Annotated in this window: 16 protein-coding genes; 4 read left to right on the top strand and 12 right to left on the bottom strand. The window is 72.1% G+C overall.

Annotated features, from left to right (window positions below; genetic code table 11):
- Positions 1-8 precede the first annotated feature (8 nt).
- From ACFRMQ_RS12330 to ACFRMQ_RS12295, 8 genes are all read right to left on the bottom strand, one after another.
- On the bottom strand, positions 9-1,337 hold the full coding sequence (locus ACFRMQ_RS12330) for an APC family permease (protein ID WP_380729836.1): 1,329 nt from the start codon (positions 1,335-1,337) through the stop codon (positions 9-11).
- 109 nt (positions 1,338-1,446) lie between these two features.
- Positions 1,447-2,124 (bottom strand): TetR/AcrR family transcriptional regulator, encoded by a 678-nt coding sequence (locus tag ACFRMQ_RS12325; protein ID WP_380729834.1) that lies wholly within the window; start codon positions 2,122-2,124, stop codon positions 1,447-1,449.
- A 27-nt stretch (positions 2,125-2,151) separates the two neighbouring features.
- Complete coding sequence (locus ACFRMQ_RS12320; protein ID WP_380729832.1) at positions 2,152-2,997, bottom strand: fumarylacetoacetate hydrolase family protein; 846 nt, start codon at positions 2,995-2,997, stop codon at positions 2,152-2,154.
- 13 nt (positions 2,998-3,010) lie between these two features.
- Entirely contained in the window at positions 3,011-3,946 is a 936-nt protein-coding gene (locus ACFRMQ_RS12315) for a 3,4-dihydroxyphenylacetate 2,3-dioxygenase (RefSeq protein WP_380729830.1), read from the bottom strand.
- Complete coding sequence (locus ACFRMQ_RS12310; protein WP_380729828.1) at positions 3,939-5,402, bottom strand: aldehyde dehydrogenase; 1,464 nt, start codon at positions 5,400-5,402, stop codon at positions 3,939-3,941. The genes ACFRMQ_RS12315 and ACFRMQ_RS12310 overlap by 8 nt, the downstream gene beginning before the upstream one ends.
- A gap of 49 nt (positions 5,403-5,451) precedes the next feature.
- Positions 5,452-6,267: an acetoacetate decarboxylase family protein gene (locus ACFRMQ_RS12305; RefSeq protein ID WP_380729825.1), complete on the bottom strand. Its 816-nt coding sequence runs from the start codon at positions 6,265-6,267 to the stop codon at positions 5,452-5,454.
- A gap of 11 nt (positions 6,268-6,278) precedes the next feature.
- Positions 6,279-7,502: an NAD(P)/FAD-dependent oxidoreductase gene (locus ACFRMQ_RS12300; RefSeq protein ID WP_380729822.1), complete on the bottom strand. Its 1,224-nt coding sequence runs from the start codon at positions 7,500-7,502 to the stop codon at positions 6,279-6,281.
- A 3-nt stretch (positions 7,503-7,505) separates the two neighbouring features.
- Positions 7,506-7,694: a ferredoxin gene (locus ACFRMQ_RS12295; RefSeq protein WP_380729820.1), complete on the bottom strand. Its 189-nt coding sequence runs from the start codon at positions 7,692-7,694 to the stop codon at positions 7,506-7,508.
- Between the two features lie 350 nt (positions 7,695-8,044).
- Here ACFRMQ_RS12295 and ACFRMQ_RS12290 point away from each other — a divergent pair, with 350 nt between their 5' ends.
- Together ACFRMQ_RS12290 and ACFRMQ_RS12285 are read left to right on the top strand one after the other, a co-directional pair.
- Positions 8,045-9,400 (top strand): glutamine synthetase family protein, encoded by a 1,356-nt coding sequence (locus ACFRMQ_RS12290; protein WP_380729818.1) that lies wholly within the window; start codon positions 8,045-8,047, stop codon positions 9,398-9,400.
- 19 nt (positions 9,401-9,419) lie between these two features.
- Positions 9,420-10,715: a cytochrome P450 gene (locus tag ACFRMQ_RS12285; protein WP_380729815.1), complete on the top strand. Its 1,296-nt coding sequence runs from the start codon at positions 9,420-9,422 to the stop codon at positions 10,713-10,715.
- Between the two features lie 82 nt (positions 10,716-10,797).
- Here the strand turns inward: ACFRMQ_RS12285 and ACFRMQ_RS12280 are convergent, their stop codons facing one another.
- Positions 10,798-11,391 (bottom strand): TetR/AcrR family transcriptional regulator, encoded by a 594-nt coding sequence (locus ACFRMQ_RS12280; protein WP_380729813.1) that lies wholly within the window; start codon positions 11,389-11,391, stop codon positions 10,798-10,800.
- Between the two features lie 264 nt (positions 11,392-11,655).
- Here ACFRMQ_RS12280 and ACFRMQ_RS12275 point away from each other — a divergent pair, with 264 nt between their 5' ends.
- Positions 11,656-12,885 (top strand): MFS transporter, encoded by a 1,230-nt coding sequence (locus ACFRMQ_RS12275; protein WP_380729811.1) that lies wholly within the window; start codon positions 11,656-11,658, stop codon positions 12,883-12,885.
- A gap of 52 nt (positions 12,886-12,937) precedes the next feature.
- A complete protein-coding gene (locus tag ACFRMQ_RS12270) occupies positions 12,938-13,330 on the top strand; it encodes a nuclear transport factor 2 family protein (protein WP_380729809.1) in 393 nt (130 codons plus the stop codon).
- Between the two features lie 113 nt (positions 13,331-13,443).
- On the opposite strand, the gene ACFRMQ_RS12265 is transcribed toward ACFRMQ_RS12270, so the two are convergent.
- From ACFRMQ_RS12265 to ACFRMQ_RS12255, 3 genes are all read right to left on the bottom strand, one after another.
- Positions 13,444-13,986, bottom strand: a complete 543-nt coding sequence (locus tag ACFRMQ_RS12265) for a hypothetical protein (RefSeq protein ID WP_380729807.1) — start codon at positions 13,984-13,986, stop codon at positions 13,444-13,446.
- Between the two features lie 151 nt (positions 13,987-14,137).
- The gene (locus tag ACFRMQ_RS12260; RefSeq protein ID WP_380729805.1) at positions 14,138-15,970 is read right to left on the bottom strand and encodes an alpha-keto acid decarboxylase family protein; all 1,833 of its coding nucleotides are present in this window, start codon (positions 15,968-15,970) and stop codon (positions 14,138-14,140) included.
- Positions 15,967-18,078: a flavin monoamine oxidase family protein gene (locus tag ACFRMQ_RS12255; RefSeq protein ID WP_380729803.1), complete on the bottom strand. Its 2,112-nt coding sequence runs from the start codon at positions 18,076-18,078 to the stop codon at positions 15,967-15,969. Before ACFRMQ_RS12255 ends, ACFRMQ_RS12260 begins: the two co-directional genes overlap by 4 nt.
- Between the last annotated feature and the right edge of the window lie 106 nt (positions 18,079-18,184).

Raw genomic sequence — 18,184 nt, 5'->3', positions numbered from 1 at the left:
CCCGCCCTTCACCGGCGACGCCATCGCGGTGCTCCACCAGCACTTGACCGCCACGCCCGCCGGCCTTGGCACCCTGCGTCCCGGCATCCCCGCCGTCGGCGGCGGAAGAACACCACGACCGACACCGAGGTCAGCAGGTAGAGCAGCATCATCGCCAGCACGGCGAGCCCGCTGAACCAGGAGAAGAGGCTGAGCACCGGGTCCTTGCCGGCCACCGCGAAGGGCACCACCAGCAGCACGGCGATGACGGTCTGCACCCGGCCGGCCGCCGCCGGGGCGTGCTTGCGGTTCAACCGGCAGAGCTGCGCGGGCAGTTGGCCGTCCCGGCCGAGGCAGAACAGGTAGCGGCCGGCGGAGTTGTGGAAGGTCAGCACGCCGGCGAACAGCGAGGTGGCGAGCAGCACCGGCAGGACGCCGCCGAGCCAGCCGCCGAACAGGTCGGTGACGGGGGCGAAGACGAAGCCGGCGGAGTCCCCGGCCTCCAGTGCCTTGCCCGCCGCCGCGGGGGCCTTCGAGGCGCCGTACGAGGAGATCAGCGTCCAGGAGGTGAGGGCGAAGAAGCCGGTGACCACGGTCACCGAGAGGTAGGTGGCGCGCGGCACCGTCTTCTTGGGGTTCTTCGCCTCCTCGCCGTAGATGGCGGTGGCCTCGAAGCCGAACATCGAGGCCAGGGCGAACATGACGGCGACGCCGGGCGCGCCCTGGAGCGCGGCGGAGGGGGAGAAGCTGTCGGCCAGGCCGAGGCCCTCAGGGCCGCCGCCCTTGGCCAGGGTGACCAGGCCGAAGAGCGCCAGGATGCTGAACTCGGCGAGCACGAAGGCGGCCAGCACCTTGGCGCCCATCTCGATGCCCAGGGCTCCGAGGGCCTGCACCACGGCCATCGTCACCAGTGTGTAGACCCACCAGGGGAGGTCGAGGGGGGTGTGTTCGGCGACGAGCCCGCTGACGATCGAGCCGTACAGGCCGTACATCCCGGCCTGGATGACGCAGTAGGAGAACAGGGCGACGGCGGCGCTGCCCGCGCCGGCGGTGCGGCCGAGGCCGGCGCCGATGTACGTGTAGAAGGCGCCGGCGTCCACGACGTGGCGGCCCATCGCGATGAACCCGACCGAGAAGAGCAGGATCACCGCCCCGGCCAGTACGTAGGCGGCGGGGGTGCTGGAGCCGTTGCCGAAGGCGACGGACAGCGGGGCGGCGCCCGCGATGCCGGTCAGCGGGGCCTGGCCGGACAGGACGAAGAAGAGGATGCCGAGGACGCCCAGGGCGTTGGGCTTGAGCGTGGACGTGGTGGGGGCGTCCCGCTCGGTCCGGTCCGTGGAAGTCGTCCGACTGTCCACAGGGATCACCTGCCAGAGAGGAGTGGGGAATCGTTTCAGGTCAAACGAGTTGCCTCATCGTGGGGCGCGGCCATCCGTTTGGCAAGGGGTCCGGCGGGGGGAGTCCCGGTCAGCGGCCGTTCGGCTCCGCCGCCAGCCGGGCCAGCAGGCCCTGGAGCTCGGCCAGCGCCTCCTCGGTCGCCTCGCGCTCGCCGAACACCAGCTGGTGCAGCACCAGGCCCTCCAACGCGGCGAACACCAGCCGCGAGGTGCCGTTGCTGACCGGGCCGGGCAGGATCCGGTCCAGCTCGCGCCGGCTGGCCTCGAAGTACTCCTCGTACAGGCCGCGCAGGTGCGGCAGCAGCTCCGGACGGCGCCGTGCCTCCAGCAGCAACTCGTACTGGAAGACCTGGAGTTCGGGTCCGCTCTCGACCATGTCGGCCAGGCCGGCGGAGAAGTCGGCCGGGCGGCCGGTGCCGGCGCCGAGCGCGCTGGTGCTCAGCGAGGAGTGGACGGCATGGGCGACGGCCTCCTCGATCAGCGCGTCGCGCGAACCGAAGTGGTGCACCACGAGACCGTGGGTGACCCCGGCCTCCTGGGCGACGGCCCGGTAGGTGAGCGCCCGCAGACCGCCCCGCGCCACCACGCGCACGGCGGCGTCCAGCAGGGCCGTCCGGCCCGTCCCGTAGTTCGTGACGCGCTTGCGGGCGCCGCGCTTGCGGACGGGCCGGCCGGCTTCGGCCGCGGCGGAGGTGTCGGCGCCCGCCACGGGCTCCTGGTCGTGCACGCGTTCGACGGGGTCGGTCATGGTGGCGACCCTACCGGGGCCCACCGGTCAGCGCTTCGGCGGCCGGATGCCGCGGAACTCCCAGTCGCCGCCGAGGGCGGTGGACAGGACCTCCTCCGACTCCGTGGGCTGCGCCCCCACGTCGGTGCGCACCGGGGTCGGTCCGGTGACGACGCGGTTGGTGAGCCGGCCGAGCCCCTCGACCTCCACCTCGACGACGTCCCCCGGCCGCACCGGACGGGAGTTGGCCGGGGTGCCGGACAGCAGCACGTCGCCCGGGTACAGCGTGATGGTGCGGGCGATGTCGGCGACCAGGTAGTGCATGTCCCAGGTCATCTCGTCGGTGGAGCCGTCCTGGACGACCTCGCCGTTGACGTAGGTGCGCAGCCGCTTGCCGCGGAAGTCCCAGTCGGTGACCAGTCCGGGGCCGAGCGGGCACAGCGTGTCCGAGCCCTTGACCCGCAGCATCGAGCCGGCGTCGGTGTCCCGGAAGTCGTGCAGGCCGTAGTCGTTGGCGACGGTGTAGCCGGCGATGTAGTCGCCCGCCTCGGCCGGGGAGATGTTGCGGGCGGTGCGGCCGATGACGATGGCGACCTCGCCCTCGTAGTTGAGCCACTTGCATCCCTCGGGGCGCACGATCGCGCCCCGGTGGGAGTTGAGCGAGGAGGTCGGCTTGTGGAAGTACGTCGGGGTGTCCGGCAGGCCGATCCGGAACTCCTCCACCCGGCTGCGGTGGTTGAGGTGGACGGCGATCACCTTCGACGGCACCACGGGCGGCAGGTGGTGGGCGTCCTCGATCGCGACGCGGCGGCCGTCGCCGGCGACCAGGTCGTCACCCTCGCGCACGGTCTCCACGGCGGCGCCGTCGAGCAGGATGCGGCGGTACTCGGGCATGGCGGGGGCCTTTCTAGCTGAGGCTGTGGGGGTTGCGGGGGCCGGAGGCGCCGGGCGGTCCGGTGCCCGTCCAGCCGTTCGCGGGGCGGTCGAACCAGAGGTGGACCTGGCCGGTGCCGATGGAGTTCTCGTACGCGCCGTACTGGCGCGCCTTCGCGACGCAGGCCTGTTCGCCGAGGGCGCCGGCCATCATCAGGTAGTGGGAGAACCGGGCCTCCGGCTTGTACCGCCGGAACTCGTCCATGGTGTCGAGGACCTTGTCGTGACGGCCCTCCCTGAACCAGGCGATCCGCTCCTCGTCGGCGGCGCGCGCCTGCGGGGTGAAGATGTGCGACGGGTCGCCGGACTCGTGGTCGCGCAGCTCGCGCAGCGGCCAGAAGGTGTGGGACAGCGCGCCGGAGGCGATCAGCAGCACCCGGCGGCCGGGGGTGGCGGCGATGCCGTCGGCCAGGGCCCGGCCGAGGCGCAGGTGGTCCTCCATGTCGCCGGTCTGGCAGACGCCGATGGTCACCCAGCGCTTGTCCGCCAGACCCTCGCCGAGGAACTTCCACAGGTTGATCGTGGCGTAGTAGACCGGCAGGTAGGCGTCGTCGATCGGGGTGATCCAGGTGCCGTGCCGGTCGGCGAACCCGGCGATGTTGCGGGCGAGTTCGGGATCGCCGGGGTAGTCGTACGGCATCCGGCACATGCCGCGCGGCAGTTCTTCGGAGGTGAACAGCCCGGCCCGGCGGTCCTGGGCGGTGACGACGAACTCGACGGTGGTCGCCCAGTGGGAGTCCAGGACGACGACGGTGTCGTAGTCGTCGCGCGCGAAGACGTCCTCGCGCAGCTGCCGCAGACCGGTGACGAGGGTGATCTCCCTGCCCTCGTTCAGCTGGAGCCTGGTCTCCTCGGGCAGCACGATGGTGGGGACGTGGGCGAGCAGGCCCGCGCCGACGATCTCACCCATGGTCCGTCCATCCCTTCGGCGCGGTGACGGTGTTCTTGACGTCGCAGTAGAAGTCGAAGCTCCAGGTGCCGCCCTCGCGGCCGACGCCCGAGTGGCGGGAGCCGCCGAACGGGGCCCGGAGGTCCCGGACGAAGAAGCAGTTGACCCAGACGGTGCCCGCCACCAGCCGCTCGGTGACGCGCCGGGCACGGTCCCGGTCACCGGTGGCGACGGTCGCGGCCAGGCCGAAGCGGGTGTCGTTGGCCAGCCGGACGGCCTCCTCCTCGTCGCGGAAGGTCTGGAGGGTCAGGACGGGGCCGAAGACCTCCTCCTGGACGATCTCCGAGTCCTGGGCGACGCCGGTGAGCAGGGTCGGCGCGTAGTACTGGCCGTCCAGGCGCCTGCCGCCGATCTCGGCGGTGGCGCCGGCCGCCAGCGCCCGCCGCACGAAGCCGTCGATCTTCTCCAGCTGGCGGGGGTGGATGTTCGGGCCGATGCCGGTGGCCTCGTCGCGCGGGTCGCCCTGCACGATGAGCGAGGCCTTCTCGACGAAGCGACGGGTGAACTCCTCGGCGACCGTCTCCTCGACCAGGAGGCGGGTGGCGGCCAGGCAGACCTGGCCGGCGTTGTCGTACTGCTCCACCGCGAGGTCGACGGCGAGGTCCAGGTCGGCGTCGGCGAAGACCAGCAGCGGGGACTTGCCGCCCAGTTCGAGGCTGAGCGGGGTCAGGTTGGCGGCGGCCGAGGCGGCGATGTGCTTGGCGGTCGGCACCGAGCCGGTGAAGCTGATCCGGCGCACGTCGGGGTGCGCGGTGAGGGCGTCGCCGACCTCGGAGCCCAGGCCCTGCACCACGTTGAGGACGCCGGCCGGCAGCCCGGCCTCGGCGGCGACGTCGGCGAGCAGCGAGGCCGTCAGCGGCGACCACTCGGCGGGCTTGAGGACGACCGTGTTCCCGGCCGCCAGCGCCGGGGCGACCTTCCAGGTGGCCAGCATCAGCGGCGCGTTCCACGGGGTGATCAGCACGCAGGGGCCGGCCGGGTCCCAGCTGACCTGGTTGGTGTGGCCGCGGGTGTCGAAGTCCTCGTGGGCGAGCTCCAGCAGCCAGTCGGCGAAGAACCGGAAGTTGTGCGCGACCCGGGGCATGACGCCGCGGCGGTGCGAGCGCAGCAGGGCGCCGTTGTCGGCCGTCTCCACGACGGCCAGGTCCTCCAGCCGGCGCTCCACGCCGTCGGCGATCGCGTGCAGCAGGCGGGCCCGCTCCTCGCGCGGGGTGGCGGCCCAGCCGGGGAAGGCCGCCTTGGCGGCGGCGACCGCCGCCCCGGCCTCGGCGGCGGTGCCCCGGGCGATCTCGCCGAGGACGGTGCCGTCGATGGGCGAGACGTCGGTGAAGGTCCCGGCGGAGGCGACGCGCTCGCCGCCGATCCAGTGCCGGGTGTCGACGGCGACGCCGGCGACGGTGGTGGTGTGGTCGCTCATGACCTGGGGCTCCTCGTGCGTCCTCGGAAGGGGCGGGTTCGGCGGGGGGTCACTCGGAACCGGAGGCACCGGAGGCGTTGGCGGCGAGCAGCCTGCCGCCGTCCCACACCACCCCGACCTGCCGGTAGTAGGCGGCGATCGGCTCGCGCACCTCCAGCCGGGCCAGCTCCTCGGTGGGCGACTCGAACAGCTCCAGCTCGGCGTCCCCGACCCAGGGCGTCCCGGCCTCGAAGGAGGAGGCGCCGGAGGCGACCAGCTCGTCCAGGGCGAGGCCCCCGCCCTTCTCGATCGAGGGCAGCCAGCGGTGGTGGGCCATCGGGTGGCCGTTGACGAAGCCGTTGGTCCCGGACGGCTCGCGCAGGGTGACGACGGCCTGGGCCAGGCGGCGGTCCGCGGCGGCGAGGGTGGCGCCGAAGCGGGCGCCGGCCTCGATGCGCGGGGCCGGCCCGTACGGGTGGGGGCGGGTCTGGTGGATCGAGCCGAGCTTCTTCGGGTAGCCCTGGTGCAGTCCGCGGGCGATGGCGAAGTCCTTGTCGACCCAGATGTACACGCAGCGGCTGTACGTCTGCCCCTGGAACGTGCAGCGGACGACGGCGAACGCCTCCTTGTACTGGGCGCGCACCGGGTCCAGCAGCTCCTGCCCGGAGGCGGAGCAGGACTGCCAGTCGGCCCAGATCAGCGCGACGGCGCCCGGGTCCTCGTCGGCGAGCTCCAGCGGCTCGGGCAGCAGCTCGCGCACCCGGGCCGGGTCGGTGCGGTACTCGATGGTCAGCAGGTCGCCGGAGTAGCGCCACGGCGGCGAGGGGATCAGCGAGGAGGCGCCGGTCGCCGTCTTGGGGTGGAAGTATCCACGGACACTGGCCACTTGGAGGTTCCTTACGCGGTGGGGGCGGGTTGCGGGGGAGCCGGCTGCCGGAGCAGTTCGGCGCGGTGGCGGGCGGCGGCGGCCGCGGCGCCCTGGCCGCCCAGGGCGACGACGCCGACCAGACGGCCGTCCCGGTGGTAGCCGACCAGGACGTCGCCTTCGGGGTCGCCCTCCAGGACGCGCACGTCCTCCCGGCCGAGGGCGGGGGAGCCGAAGGACTGGAGCCGGAAGTCGTGCTGGTCGCTCCAGAAGGTCGGCAGCGGGGCGAATGGCTCCAGGCCGTGGTCGGTGCCGGTGAGGTGGGCGGTGAGCACCCGGGCGGCGTGCTTGGCCGTGTCGGTGGGGATGGACCAGTGCTCGACGCGGCGCGGGACGCCGTCGTAGCGGGCGTTGGGGAAGCGGGCGACGTCGCCGACGGCGATCACCTCGGGGCGTCCGCCGGCCCGCAGGTGCTCGTCCGTGAGCACGCCGTCGGTCAGGTCCAGGCCGTTGCCCTCCAGCCACTCGGTGTTGGCGAGGGAGCCGACCGACTCCACCACCACGTCCGCGGGCAGGACCCGCCCGTCGGCCAGGGCGACCCCGGTGACCTCGTCCTCGCCCTCGAAGCCGGTCACCCCGGTGCCGAGCGCGAAGCGCACGCCCCGGCGTTCGTGGCGGGTGAGCAGCGCGCGGGCCAGGAGTTCGCCGAGCGGGCCGACCATGGGCAGCGGCATCGGGTCGACCACGGTGACCTCGGCGGCGCCGAGGGCCACCGCGGTGGCGGCCACCTCGCAGCCGATGAATCCGGCGCCGACCACGACCACGCGCACGCCCGGCCCGGTCAGTGCCTCGCGCAGGCCCCGGGCGTCGGCCAGGGTGCGGACGGTGTGCCGGCCGGCCACCGGGCCGGGGCAGCGCAGCCGCCGGGGCCGCATGCCGGTGGCCACCACGAGGCCGCGGTAGGGCAGGGTCTCGCCGTCGTCCAGGCCGACCGTGCGGCCGTCGAGGTCGGCCCGGGTGACGGTGGTGCCCAGGCGCCACTCGACGTCGGCGACGGCGGCGCGGGGCCGGAAGGCGAGCGACTCGAAGGTCGCCTTGCCGGCCAGGACCTCCTTGGAGAGCGGCGGCCGGTTGTACGGCATGTGGGGCTCGTCCCCGACGAGGGTGATCGGCCCGTCCCAGCCGGCGGCGCGCAGCTGTTCGGCGGCGCGCAGGCCGGCCATGGAGGCGCCGGCCACGACGATGGGTGCGGTCACTGCTCAGTCCTCGATCCGGATGGCCTGGAGCGGGCAGACGTCGGCGGCCTCCTCGACGTCGGCGCGCAGCGCCTCGTCGGGGTCGGCGACGTAGGCGAGGTGCCCGTCGTCGTCGAAGCGGAAGACGTCGGGGGCGGCGAAGACGCACTGGCCGTGGTCCTGGCACTTGTTCATGTCGACGACGACCTGCATGGCCGGTCCTCCTGGTGCTGTGGGGGAACGTCGGGAAAAAGGGAGGGGAGGGGGCGCGGGCCCGCTGGGGCCGGGTCCCGGCCGGGGGCGGCGTACGCCGAGCGGCGGTCGAGGCCGCCAAAACGTTTGATGTCAAATAACGTAGGAGCGTGCAGCCCCGCGGTCAATAGCTATCCAGATGGATAAATTTATGTGTCGCACCCCTTGCGGGAGGGTGACCCGCGTCCTTACCGTTTGCCACCAGTGAGCGAGCGGCATCCTGCATCCCCACGCAGTCCGAAGCCGCCGCGTTTCCTTCCCCCCGTGCCGCGAGTGCGGGGAGGCGCCCCCACTTCCCCCAGGAGACACCGGTGAGCGCATCCACCACCCCACCCGTCCGCCACCACCAGGAACGGCTGGCCGCCGAGGGCATCGACGTGGTCCGGGTGACCTATCCCGACCTCATCGGCACCGAGCGGGGCCGGGACGTGCTGCTGGACCACCTGCCCTCGGCCTGCGAGCACGGCCTCGCCTTCTGCCGGGCCGTCTACCACACCAGCCCCCAGGGCGACGTCGTCCCCGTCCCCGGCGGCCTGGACGCCGGCCTGCCCGACATCTGCGTGCGCCCCGACCTGGACACCCTGACCGCCCTGCCCTGGGAGCCCGGAGTCGCCTCCTGCCTCGGCGACGTCACCGACCCGGCCACCGGAAGGCCCGCCCCCGAGTCCCCCCGCGACCTGCTGCGCGGCGTGGTCGAGCGCTGCCGGCAGTACGGCCTGCACCCGGTCGTGGGGCCGGAGTTGGAGTACTTCCTGTGCGACGAGGCGTCCGGGACCCCGCGCGGCTGGCGCCGCTACAGCGACGCCAGCGGCGTCGTCTACACCGCGGGACTGCGCGCCGACGGCGACAACCACCTGCTGCGCACCCTGCGCCTGCTGCGCGACCTGGGGATCGGCGTCAGCAACGGCAACCACGAGTTCGACGGCTCCCAGTTCGAGATCAACCTGACCCACTCGGACGCCATGTCGGCCGCCGACCGGGCCTTCCGCTTCAAGTCCGCCGTCAAGGAACTCGCCCGCAAGGAAGGCCGGCTGGCCACCTTCATGGCCAAGCCCTTCCAGGACGCGGGCGGATCGGGCTTCCACCTCCACCTGTCCTGCGTGGACGAGGAGGGCGGCAACGTCTTCGCGGACCCGGCCGCGCCGTACGGACTCAGCGCCACCGCCCGGCACGCGGTGGCCGGCGTCCTCGCCCACGCCCCGGCGCTCGCCGCGCTGGCCAACCCGACCGTCAACTCGTACAAGCGGTTCGGCCCCGACACCCTCGCCCCCTGGCTGGTCGACTGGGGGCTGGACAACCGCAGCGCCATGGTCCGCGTCCCGCCGGAGCGCGGCTCCGGCAGCCGCTTCGAACTGCGGCTGGGGGACGCCAGCGCGAACCCCTACCTGCTGATCGCCGGCACCCTCGCGGCGGCGCTGCTCGGCGTCGTCGCCGGCGACGAGCCCCCCGCCCCGCTGGAGGGCTACGGCTACGACCCCGCCAAGTCCCCCCTGCTGCCGTCGTCGCTGACCGCCGCGCTCGACGCGCTGGAGGCGGACGCCGCCCTGACCGAGGTGCTCGGCCGGGACTTCACCACCGCCTACCTCTCGTACAAGCGCGACGAGGTCGCCCGCTTCCATCGGCACATCACCGACTGGGAGTTCACCGAGTACGCCTACCACCTGTAGAACGCCGAGGAGCGAACCCATGACCGCCGTGCCCACCACGCCCGCCTTCGGCGCCGTCCACGAGCCGATGCCCCTGGACCAGGTGAACCTGGCCGATCTCGACAACTTCACCGACGGCACCACCCCGTGGCGGATGTTCCACACCCTGCGCCACGAGGCCCCGGTCCACTGGCAGGAGGAGGAGGCGCCCAACTCCGGCTTCTGGTCGATCACCCGGCACGCCGACATCGCCCGGGTCGACCGGGACGCCGAGACCTTCACCTCCACCAGGTTCGTGAACCTGGAGGAGGTCGACGACGACCAGATCAAGAAGCGCGCCTCGATCCTGGAGCTGGACGGCGTCCGCCACCGGGCCATGCGCAGCCTGCTCCAGCGCCAGTTCGGCGCGAACGTGATCAACAGCTACGCCGACTTCCTGCGCGGGCTGACCGCCGACACGCTGGACGCAGCCCTGGCCAAGGGCACCTTCGACTTCGTCAAGGAGGTCTCCGCCGACTTCCCGATCAACGTCCTCGCCCGCCTGCTGGACGTGCCGCCGGAGGACAACCAGCAGCTCATCGACTGGGGCAACCGGATCATCGGCAACACCGACCCGGACTACGCCGACGTCCTGCTGCACAGCGAGGAGAGCGAGAAGTACCGCGACCTGCCGTTCCGCTCGCCCGCCTCGCTGGAGGTCTTCGCCTACGGCCGCGAGCTCGCCCGGCAGCGGCGCGGCGGCGCCGGCACCGACCTGATCTCCCGGCTGGTCAACGAGACCCCGAAGGACGGGGTGCCGCTGTCGGCGCAGGACTTCGACAACTACTTCCTGCTCCTGGTCGTGGCCGGCAACGAGACCACCCGGCACACCATCAGCCACTCGATGCTGGCGCTGCTCCAGCACCCCGAGCAGCTCGCGCGCCTCCAGGAGGACCCGTCGCTGATCCCCGGCGCGGTGGAGGAGTTCCTGCGCTGGGCCTCGCCGGTCTACCACTTCCGGCGCACGGCCACCCGGGACGTCGAGCTCGGCGGCAAGCGGATCAAGGAGGGTGAGAAGGTCGTCATGTGGTTCGCCTCCGGCAACCGGGACGAGGAGGTCTTCGGCAACCCGTACGACTTCGACGTCACCCGTACGGACAACGACCACGTCACCTTCGGCAAGGGCAGCCCGCACCTGTGCCTGGGCAACCTGCTGGCGCGCACCGAGATCCGGATCATGTTCGAGGAGCTGATCCCGCGGCTGGCGGGCATCAAGCTGGCCGGTGACGTCCCGCGGGTGCGCTCCAACTTCGTGAACGGCATCAAGAGGCTGCCGGTGGAGGTCACCCTCGCCTGACGGCCGCCCCGGCGGGGCGGGTCCGGTACGAAGCTCCCGCGGCGGTGGCCGCGGGAGCTTCGGCGCGTTCCGGGTGGCCGGCCTACTCCTGGCCGGCGATGGCCACGGCGGCGGCGATGACGGCGGCCTTCACGCGGTCCAGGGCGTCCTCCTCCTGACCGACGATCATGCGCCGGACCTGCGGGACTCCCAGCGGCCAGCCCACCAGCCCGGTGAAGATCAGCAGGAGCGTCGGCGCGTCGATCGCGGTGATCTGCTCGGAGGCGGCGGTGCGCACGCTGTTCAGGCCGGCGGCCTTCCGCTGGTAGTGCTCCCGCCGTGACTCCTCGTCGGGAACGGGCCGGTCGCCGTACTCCAGCGCCTCCCAGAGCAGCAGGCGGGTCACCTCGGGGTGCTCCTGGTGGTAGGTGAACAGCCGGTCGACGTAGTCGGCGACGTTCACCGTCCCCGTGGCGGTGGGCGGCGGAACGGCGGCCGCCAGTTCGCCCAGGGTCCGTTCGAGGACCGTGGCGAAGAGCGTCTCCTTGTCGCCGAAGTAGAGGTAGATGGCCTGCTTGTTGGCCTGGGCCTCGCGGGCGATCCGGTCGACGCGAGCGCCCGCGACGCCGTACTGGGCGAACTCGGCCAGCGCGGCTCGGTAGATGCGGGTCCGGGTCTGCTCGGAACGTGAGGTCATGGCCCATCCTCGGATCTCGGGCGGCGGGGACTGCGGTCGGGTGGGGGATCGATCAGTTTATGCGGGGCGACTGAAAAAACCAACTGGTTGAATTAAACCATCTGGTTGGTGTAGAAAATTGACCGTGCCGCCCCCGGGTCGACCGGCTGCCGCCCGGCCCGCTCACCCCGCCCGGCCCGCTCACTCCGGTCCGGCCTGTTCACTCCGGTCCGGCCTGTTCACCCCTGTCCGCTTTCCGCATCTCCGCGCGACCAAGGACCTGTCATGACAGACACTCCGGTTCTCCACCGCGACGTCGCGGGACCACCCCGCCGCGCCACCGTCCGCCCGTCGCTGTTCCTGGTGATGGCCGTGTGCAGCGGGGCCACCGTCGCCAACGTCTACCTCGCCCAGCCCCTGCTGAAGCTGTTCGGCGACAGCCTCGGGGTCCCGCACTCCTCGGCGGGCGTCGTCGTCACCTGCGCCCAGTTCGGCTACGCGGCCGGCATCCTGCTGCTGGTCCCGATGGGCGACGTCCGGCGCCGGCGGCCGCTGCTCGGTGTGATGCTGTCCGCCACCGTCGTCCTCCTGCTGCTGGCCGCCGCCTCCCCCGGACTCTGGGTGCTGGCCGCCGCCACCGCCGCGATCGGCGCCGCCACCGTGATCCCGCAGGTGCTGGTGCCGCTCGCCGCCGAACTCGCGCCCCCGGAGAAGCGCGGCGCGGTGGTCGCCAACGTCCAGATCGGCCTGATGGCCGGCATCGTCGGCTCCCGGGTGATCGGCGGCGCCGTCGGGCAGGCCGCGGGCTGGCGGGCGGTCTACGTGCTGGCCGCCGTGCTGACCGCGGCCACCGGCGCCCTCGTCGTCCACCTGCTGCCCGAGGAGGGCGCGCGCCCGGCGATGAGCTACACCGGCCTGCTGGCCTCGCTGCCCCGGCTGGTGCGCGACGAACCCTCCGTCCGGCACGCCTGTGTGCTGCACGGCGCGCTGTTCGGCGCCTACAGCGCCACCTGGACGACCCTCGTCCTGGTGCTGACGAACGACCACTACGGCTACAGCAGCGCGGTGGCCGGCCTGTTCGGGGTGCTGGGCCTGGCCGGCGCGGTGACCGCGCCCTGGGCCGGGCGCTTCATCGACCGCGAGGGAGCCCAGCCGATCATCATCGCCTCCCTGCTGCTCACCCTGCTCTCGGCCGGCGCCTACGCGCTGGGCGGCACGGTGCTCGCCTCCCTGATCGTCGCCATCGTGCTGGCCGGCGTCGGGGTGCAGTGGAGCCAGATCGCCAACCAGGCCAGGATCTTCGCCCACGTCCCCGACGCCCGCAGCCGGGCCAACACCGTCTACATGGTCGCGGTCTTCCTCAGCGGAGCGATCTCGGCGGCGGTGGCCAGTGTCTGCTTCGGCTCGTACGGCTGGGCCGGGGTGTGCGTGCTCCAGACGGTCCTCGTGGCCGTGGGCCTGGCGGCCGTCCCCCTGATGCGCCGCCACGACCGCCTCAACCCGCTCGCCGGCTGACTGCCACCCGACCGGCATCCATCAGTGACTACCGTCACGGAAAGGCACGTTGATGACCACTCCCGCCATGCCCAAGGCCGTCCTGCAGTTCTTCGAGGCCTCCCGGAAGGGCGACGCCGACAGCTGGGCCGACTCCTTCGCCGAGGACGCGCTGTTCCACGACCCGGTGGGCACCGAGCCGCTCCAGGGCCGCGAGGCGATCCGGGCGTTCATCGCGTCCGTCATCCCCGACTTCGACCCCTTCCTCGGCCTGACCCCGCTGGAGGCCCACAACGTCGGTGAGTTCACCGCCGTGTCCTGGCGCGGTGCGGCCGTCTCCACCGCCGGCAAGCCGGTCAACTGGTCGGGGATCAACGTCTACCAGCTCAACGGCGAGGGGCTGATCCAGGAGGCCAAGGCCTACTTCGACCACGCGATCTTCGCGGCGCAGCTCGCCGACAACTGAGCGACCGCGCACCCCTGACGCGGGGCTCGTACGGCACATCCGGTCGTGCCGCACGAGCCCCGCCGCGTTCCGCCCGACGCGCGGGCGGGCCGGTCGGAGGCCCGGCCGTCCGGTCAGAAGTTCCTGGCCGGCAGCACGCCCCAGGACCCGGTGACGCTCCTGGCGAGCACCTCCGGGTCGGTCTCGACCGGCGTCGAGTCGGGGATCAGGACCACCACGCTGCCCTGCCGCGCGACGGCCCGGCTCCACCACTCCTCGCCGCCCTCCCGCTCCGGGAAGGAGGCGGGCCGGCCCCGGAAGAGGCTCTTGCGGTAGCGGGAGACCTCCACCTGGTCCCGGCGCCGGCGCAGCGCCCAGCCCTTGCGGTCCGCCGGCTCCCCGGGGAGCTCCACCGGCAGGTGGTGGCCGCACTCCATGTGGTCGAAGCCCTCGAAGGCCAGCAGGTACGGCAGCGGACTGTACGTCTCGCCGACGTGGTCGGTCACGAACGCCGTGAAGCGCGGGACCAGCAGCAGGCCGGCCAGCGCCGCCGCCTCCGGCGCCGCGAGGGCCACGGCGTGCGCGTGGAACGGCAGGCCGTCGGGGAGGCTCCGCGACCTGGTGGTGAGTACGCCGGGAGGCAGGACGGCTCCGGCGTGACGATGAGTATCGGACACGACATCAGAGAGTAGGGGCTCCGGCGGCCGCGGTGGCCCGATTCGGCCGATCGATCCCGGAATGGCACATCTGACCCATTTCCCCGAAGGGTTGTTCGCGCGGCCGGCGGCGCACACCTGCCCCGCCGAGGGCGGGGCAGGTGGACGGGGGCTACGGGCAGTTCTCGTCGATCTTGTACTGGAGCGCCCTCGGGTAGTCGTGCCGGCTGAGCCGGACGCGGGCGAGGATCGGCGCGTGGTTGATGTCGTTGCCGGGGTCGGCGATGTCCGTCAGGAGCGCGTCGAGCTCGGCGTGGGTGGAGAGCTCGAACCCGTGCATCCGGTCCTTGTCCGTACCGAACACCTCGGCCAGCTTCTCGTACCGCCACGGGTGCAGCACGTTGTAGAAGTCGGCCCCGTCGGACGGCCTCTCCTTGTAGTAGCAGGGGCTGACCAGCATCTGCTCGATGCCGTAGAAGCCCTCGTTGTCCAGGACGAAGAAGACCGGCCGCAGGTGGTGGCGGACCTGGGTGGACAGCTCCTGGCAGATCTCCTGGAACGAGCCGTCCCCGACGAACACCAGCGGGCGCTTCAAGGGCTGTTGCCGGCCCAGTGCCACGCCGGTGGTCGCGCCGACCGAGTAGCCGATGGACAGCCAGCTGTTCTGTGCCAGGAAGCCGGCCCGGTCGGGGATCCGCAGGTTCATCGAGCCGAGCAGCGCGAACCCGGCGTCCGAGACCACCGTGAACGGCGAGGGGGCCTGCGGGTCGCCGCCGGTGGCCCGGTGCTCCAGGAAGAAGTTGACGTGCTCGAAGAAGCTGTCGTACGTCAGCTCCTCCGGGTACCGGTCGGTGCTCAGCGATTCCAGGAAGTCGGCCGTGGTCGCCGGGACGTCCAGGCCCGCCGCGCGGGCCAGCGCGAAGTGGTCGGCCGGGAAGGTCTGTCCCGCCAGGCCTTCGCGCAGCGCGGTGATGAACCGACCGAGCGGGACCTCGGGGAAGTACCTGGAACCGACGCTGACGCCGTCGCGGGCCGCCACGATCCAGTCGTCGCCGATGGACTGCTCGCCGCCGAGGTTCTTGGACGTGGACCAGGTGCCCAGGCCGATCCGGCACCCCGAGTTCTTGAAGGCCTTCCGGACCTCCGGCAGGCTCGCCTTGCCGTTGTAGACGCCGGCGAACAGCGGATGCCGTTCGGACACCACGGACTTCGCGCCGACCGTGGTGCAGAACTGCATCCGGGTGAACTGCACGAACTCCAGCAGCTCGTTCTCCAGCCGCAGGCGGACGAGTTCCTCGCCGGCCCAGACGATCGGCGTGCCGAACTTCCCGATCAGCTCCACCGCCGCCGCGACGGCCTTGTCCAGCATGTTCTTGTTCCGCTGGGTGAACGGCCGCTCGTGAGCGCGGAGTTCGCCCTGCGGAGGATCACAGGGCGCGTGCCAGAGGTCCTCCATGACCTCCAGGTAGACCGGCTTGCGCTGGGTCAGGCACGCGGTGATCGCGCTGTCGATCTGCGAGGGCGCGAGCCCCGGGTTGGAGAGCACCTGCGCGTCCACGGTGACCTGCCGGTAGACGTCCAGGTTGCTCTCCCGGCGCGGGCTCATGTGCGAGGTGAGCAGGCCGACCGCCTGGTAGTTGAGCCACTGCTCGTACGAGGGCGCGGCGTTGATCGCGATCAGCGGCACGTCCTCGACGTAGGCGCCGCCGATCGTGTTGAGCAGGCTGAACGCGCCCACCCCGTAGGTCACCGCGACGGCGCCGACGCCCGGCTCGGCCGTGCCCGGTTCGGCGTCGGCGGTGCGCACCCGGGCGTAGGCGTCCGCCGCGTAGCCGCCGCCCATCTCGGTCGGGGTGCCGATCCAGCGCACCTCCGTGGTGTCCTGCATGATCGTCAGGAACGGGCCGAGGAAGTCGCCCGGCACCCCGAACAGGTACCGGATGCCCAGCTGTTCCAGCCTGGTGGCCAGGTAGCGGGCCACCGTCCATTCGTCGTCGCCGCTCATCGGCTCATCGCCTCCTGCTCCTGTCGGCCTTCCCGGCCGGCCCGCGTCTCGGGCCGGATCTCCGGCCGGGCCGGGGGCGGCGGCGGTGGTGCCTCGTGGACGGCGATGGCCGCCCGCACCGCGGTCTCCACCGCGCCCTCGATCCAGGCGTGCTTGAGGGAGACGTGCTCGCCGGCGAAGTGCACCGGGCCCTCCGGCTTGACCACGTCGAGGTGGAAGCTGGTCATCTGGTGCGGGGTGTACACCGCCGCCTCGCCGAAGGCGTACGGGTCGCGCAGCCAGCTCTGGGTCTGCCCGTAGCCGGTGTAGAACACCTCGATCCGCCGGCCGTGCACCGACTGGAGGTTGCGCAGCGCGTAGACGTAGCGCTCGGCGTCCTCCATCGAGTCCCAGCGCACCGCGTCGTCCGACCAGCTGTAGCTGGCCAGCACCACGCCGCCGCCGTCGCCGCCCGGCACCGGGTGCGAGGGGTAGTACATGAAGCGGTTCGGGTTGTCGGTGGTCGAACCGCCGCCGAAGCAGTTGGTGGCGGGGCGTACGCTCGCCCGCAGCAGCGCGGTGTGGCGGTAGACGTCCTGCTGGGCCTGGCTGATCCGCCGCTCGTCGACGCTGGAGTGCGCGCCGAGCAGCACCTCCGGCACGTCGCGCGGCGGCCGGTGGCCGTTGTGGGACGCCGCCACGGCCGCTTCGGCGTCCTCCTCGCCGACTCGCTGGTAGTACTCGTACAGGCCGGGCACGATGGAGTCGAGTTCGGTCTTCCACTCCGCCTCGGTGAACTCCCACCAGCGGCGGGAGAACTCCAGCAGCACCTTGGTGGCCTGGTCGTAGTGGGTCTCGATGATCGCCCGGCGCTTCTTGTACGAGAACGGGGGCTCCACCTGGACGAAGCGCAGGGCGGAGAACGGGACCGTGACGATCGCGTAGTCGCCCGTCCAGACCTCGGGTCTGGCCTCCGGATCGCCCTCGGGGACGGTGTGGACGGCGACGTGCGGTCCGTTCGGGCCGACGTCGAGTCCTCCTCCGCCGTCCTGGTGCGGGTCCCAGTACTCCATCCGGATCATCCGCTCGCCCATCCTCAGCTCCTCCCGGAGCTCCTGGGCGAGGGCGTGGGGCAGGTTCCAGCTGCCGCCCGCGATCTCCCAGTAGGTGGCGGTCGGGTTGATGTCGCTGCGGCCCAGGAAGGTGTGGAAGAAGGCCAGGTGCAGCCGCGAGGTCATGTTCTCGATCGTGCCGATCGCCTCGACGGCCTCGTCGCTGAAACCCGCGTACTCGCGCAGGAAGCGGCCCATCGAGTAGCCGTCGAAGTCGTCGATCACCCGGGCCCAGCCGTCCAGCCACTCGGCGAACGGCTTGTTCTCCCGCTTGCCGTCCTTGACCACCGAGTAGTAGTCACGGACCGGCTCCAGCGCCTCGTGGACCATGTCGGCGACGGTGACCCGCGCCTCGTCGCCGGTGAGGAGGAAGCCCCCGTTGACGCGGCTCGGGTCGGCGGCGTACTCGCTGCGGCGGGCCTGGATCCGGTTCGTGCGGATCCAGGAGTTGAAGCGCTTGTCCGGTTCGAGGAAGGCCGGGCTGTCCTGGCCGTACGTCCAGACCTTGCCGGGCTCGAAGGACTCGTAGACCACCGGCGGGACGGGCGCGTCGAGGTTCCCGGTGTCCGGATCGACGTCGACGTTGAAGAACAACTGCCGCTTCAGGCCGAGGCGGTCGACCAGCGCCAGGGCGAGCGGATGGAAGCTGGGCAGTCGCATCGCCCCGGCCTCGGCGTACTGCTCCGGGTCGTAGAACGGCCCGTCGGTCCCGTCGTCGGTGGTGCGGAAGGTCTTGATCCGCCCGCCCACCCGGCTGGCGTTGGCCTCCAGGATGGTGACGTTGTGCCCGGCGTCCTTGAGCAGCTTTCCGGCGACCAGGCCGGCGATGCCCGCGCCGACGATCAGCACTTTTTTGGGCTCGTCCGTCCGTGGGATGCCGTCCTTGATCAGGACGTCGAGGTAGCGCAGCTTCAGGTCCTCGTCGTCCGGACCGATCAGCAGCAGTTCGCGTGCCAGCTGCCGGCTGGTCTGCCGGTGGGCGCGATCGCCGGCGTTGCCGGTGGGGGTGGTGGTCATGCGCGGTTACCTCGCGGCGAGTGGGTGGCAGGGCAGGATGATCACGGGATGTGATGGGCCCGCAACCCAACGTAGCCTTCGCGTCGAGAGCCCTGTCAACCGGAGG

Source organism: Kitasatospora sp. NPDC056783, from assembly GCF_042789895.1.
Lineage (GTDB): Bacteria > Actinomycetota > Actinomycetes > Streptomycetales > Streptomycetaceae > Kitasatospora.
Note: the sequence above shows the minus strand (reverse complement) of the source record. Positions and strands in the feature narration are given on the sequence as shown.

Bases quoted from the DNA above. Each gene is read 5' to 3' on its own strand.
- ACFRMQ_RS12325 (WP_380729834.1), bottom strand. From the start codon at position 2,124: ATGACCGACCCCGTCGAACGCGTGCACGACCAGGAGCCCGTGGCGGGC.
- ACFRMQ_RS12320 (WP_380729832.1), bottom strand. From the start codon at position 2,997: ATGCCCGAGTACCGCCGCATCCTGCTCGACGGCGCCGCCGTGGAGACC.
- ACFRMQ_RS12315 (WP_380729830.1), bottom strand. From the start codon at position 3,946: ATGGGTGAGATCGTCGGCGCGGGCCTGCTCGCCCACGTCCCCACCATC.
- ACFRMQ_RS12310 (WP_380729828.1), bottom strand. From the start codon at position 5,402: ATGAGCGACCACACCACCACCGTCGCCGGCGTCGCCGTCGACACCCGG.
- ACFRMQ_RS12295 (WP_380729820.1), bottom strand. From the start codon at position 7,694: ATGCAGGTCGTCGTCGACATGAACAAGTGCCAGGACCACGGCCAGTGC.
- ACFRMQ_RS12285 (WP_380729815.1), top strand. From the start codon at position 9,420: ATGACCGCCGTGCCCACCACGCCCGCCTTCGGCGCCGTCCACGAGCCG.
- ACFRMQ_RS12280 (WP_380729813.1), bottom strand. From the start codon at position 11,391: ATGACCTCACGTTCCGAGCAGACCCGGACCCGCATCTACCGAGCCGCG.
- ACFRMQ_RS12275 (WP_380729811.1), top strand. From the start codon at position 11,656: ATGACAGACACTCCGGTTCTCCACCGCGACGTCGCGGGACCACCCCGC.
- ACFRMQ_RS12270 (WP_380729809.1), top strand. From the start codon at position 12,938: ATGACCACTCCCGCCATGCCCAAGGCCGTCCTGCAGTTCTTCGAGGCC.
- ACFRMQ_RS12260 (WP_380729805.1), bottom strand. From the start codon at position 15,970: ATGAGCGGCGACGACGAATGGACGGTGGCCCGCTACCTGGCCACCAGG.
- ACFRMQ_RS12255 (WP_380729803.1), bottom strand. From the start codon at position 18,078: ATGACCACCACCCCCACCGGCAACGCCGGCGATCGCGCCCACCGGCAG.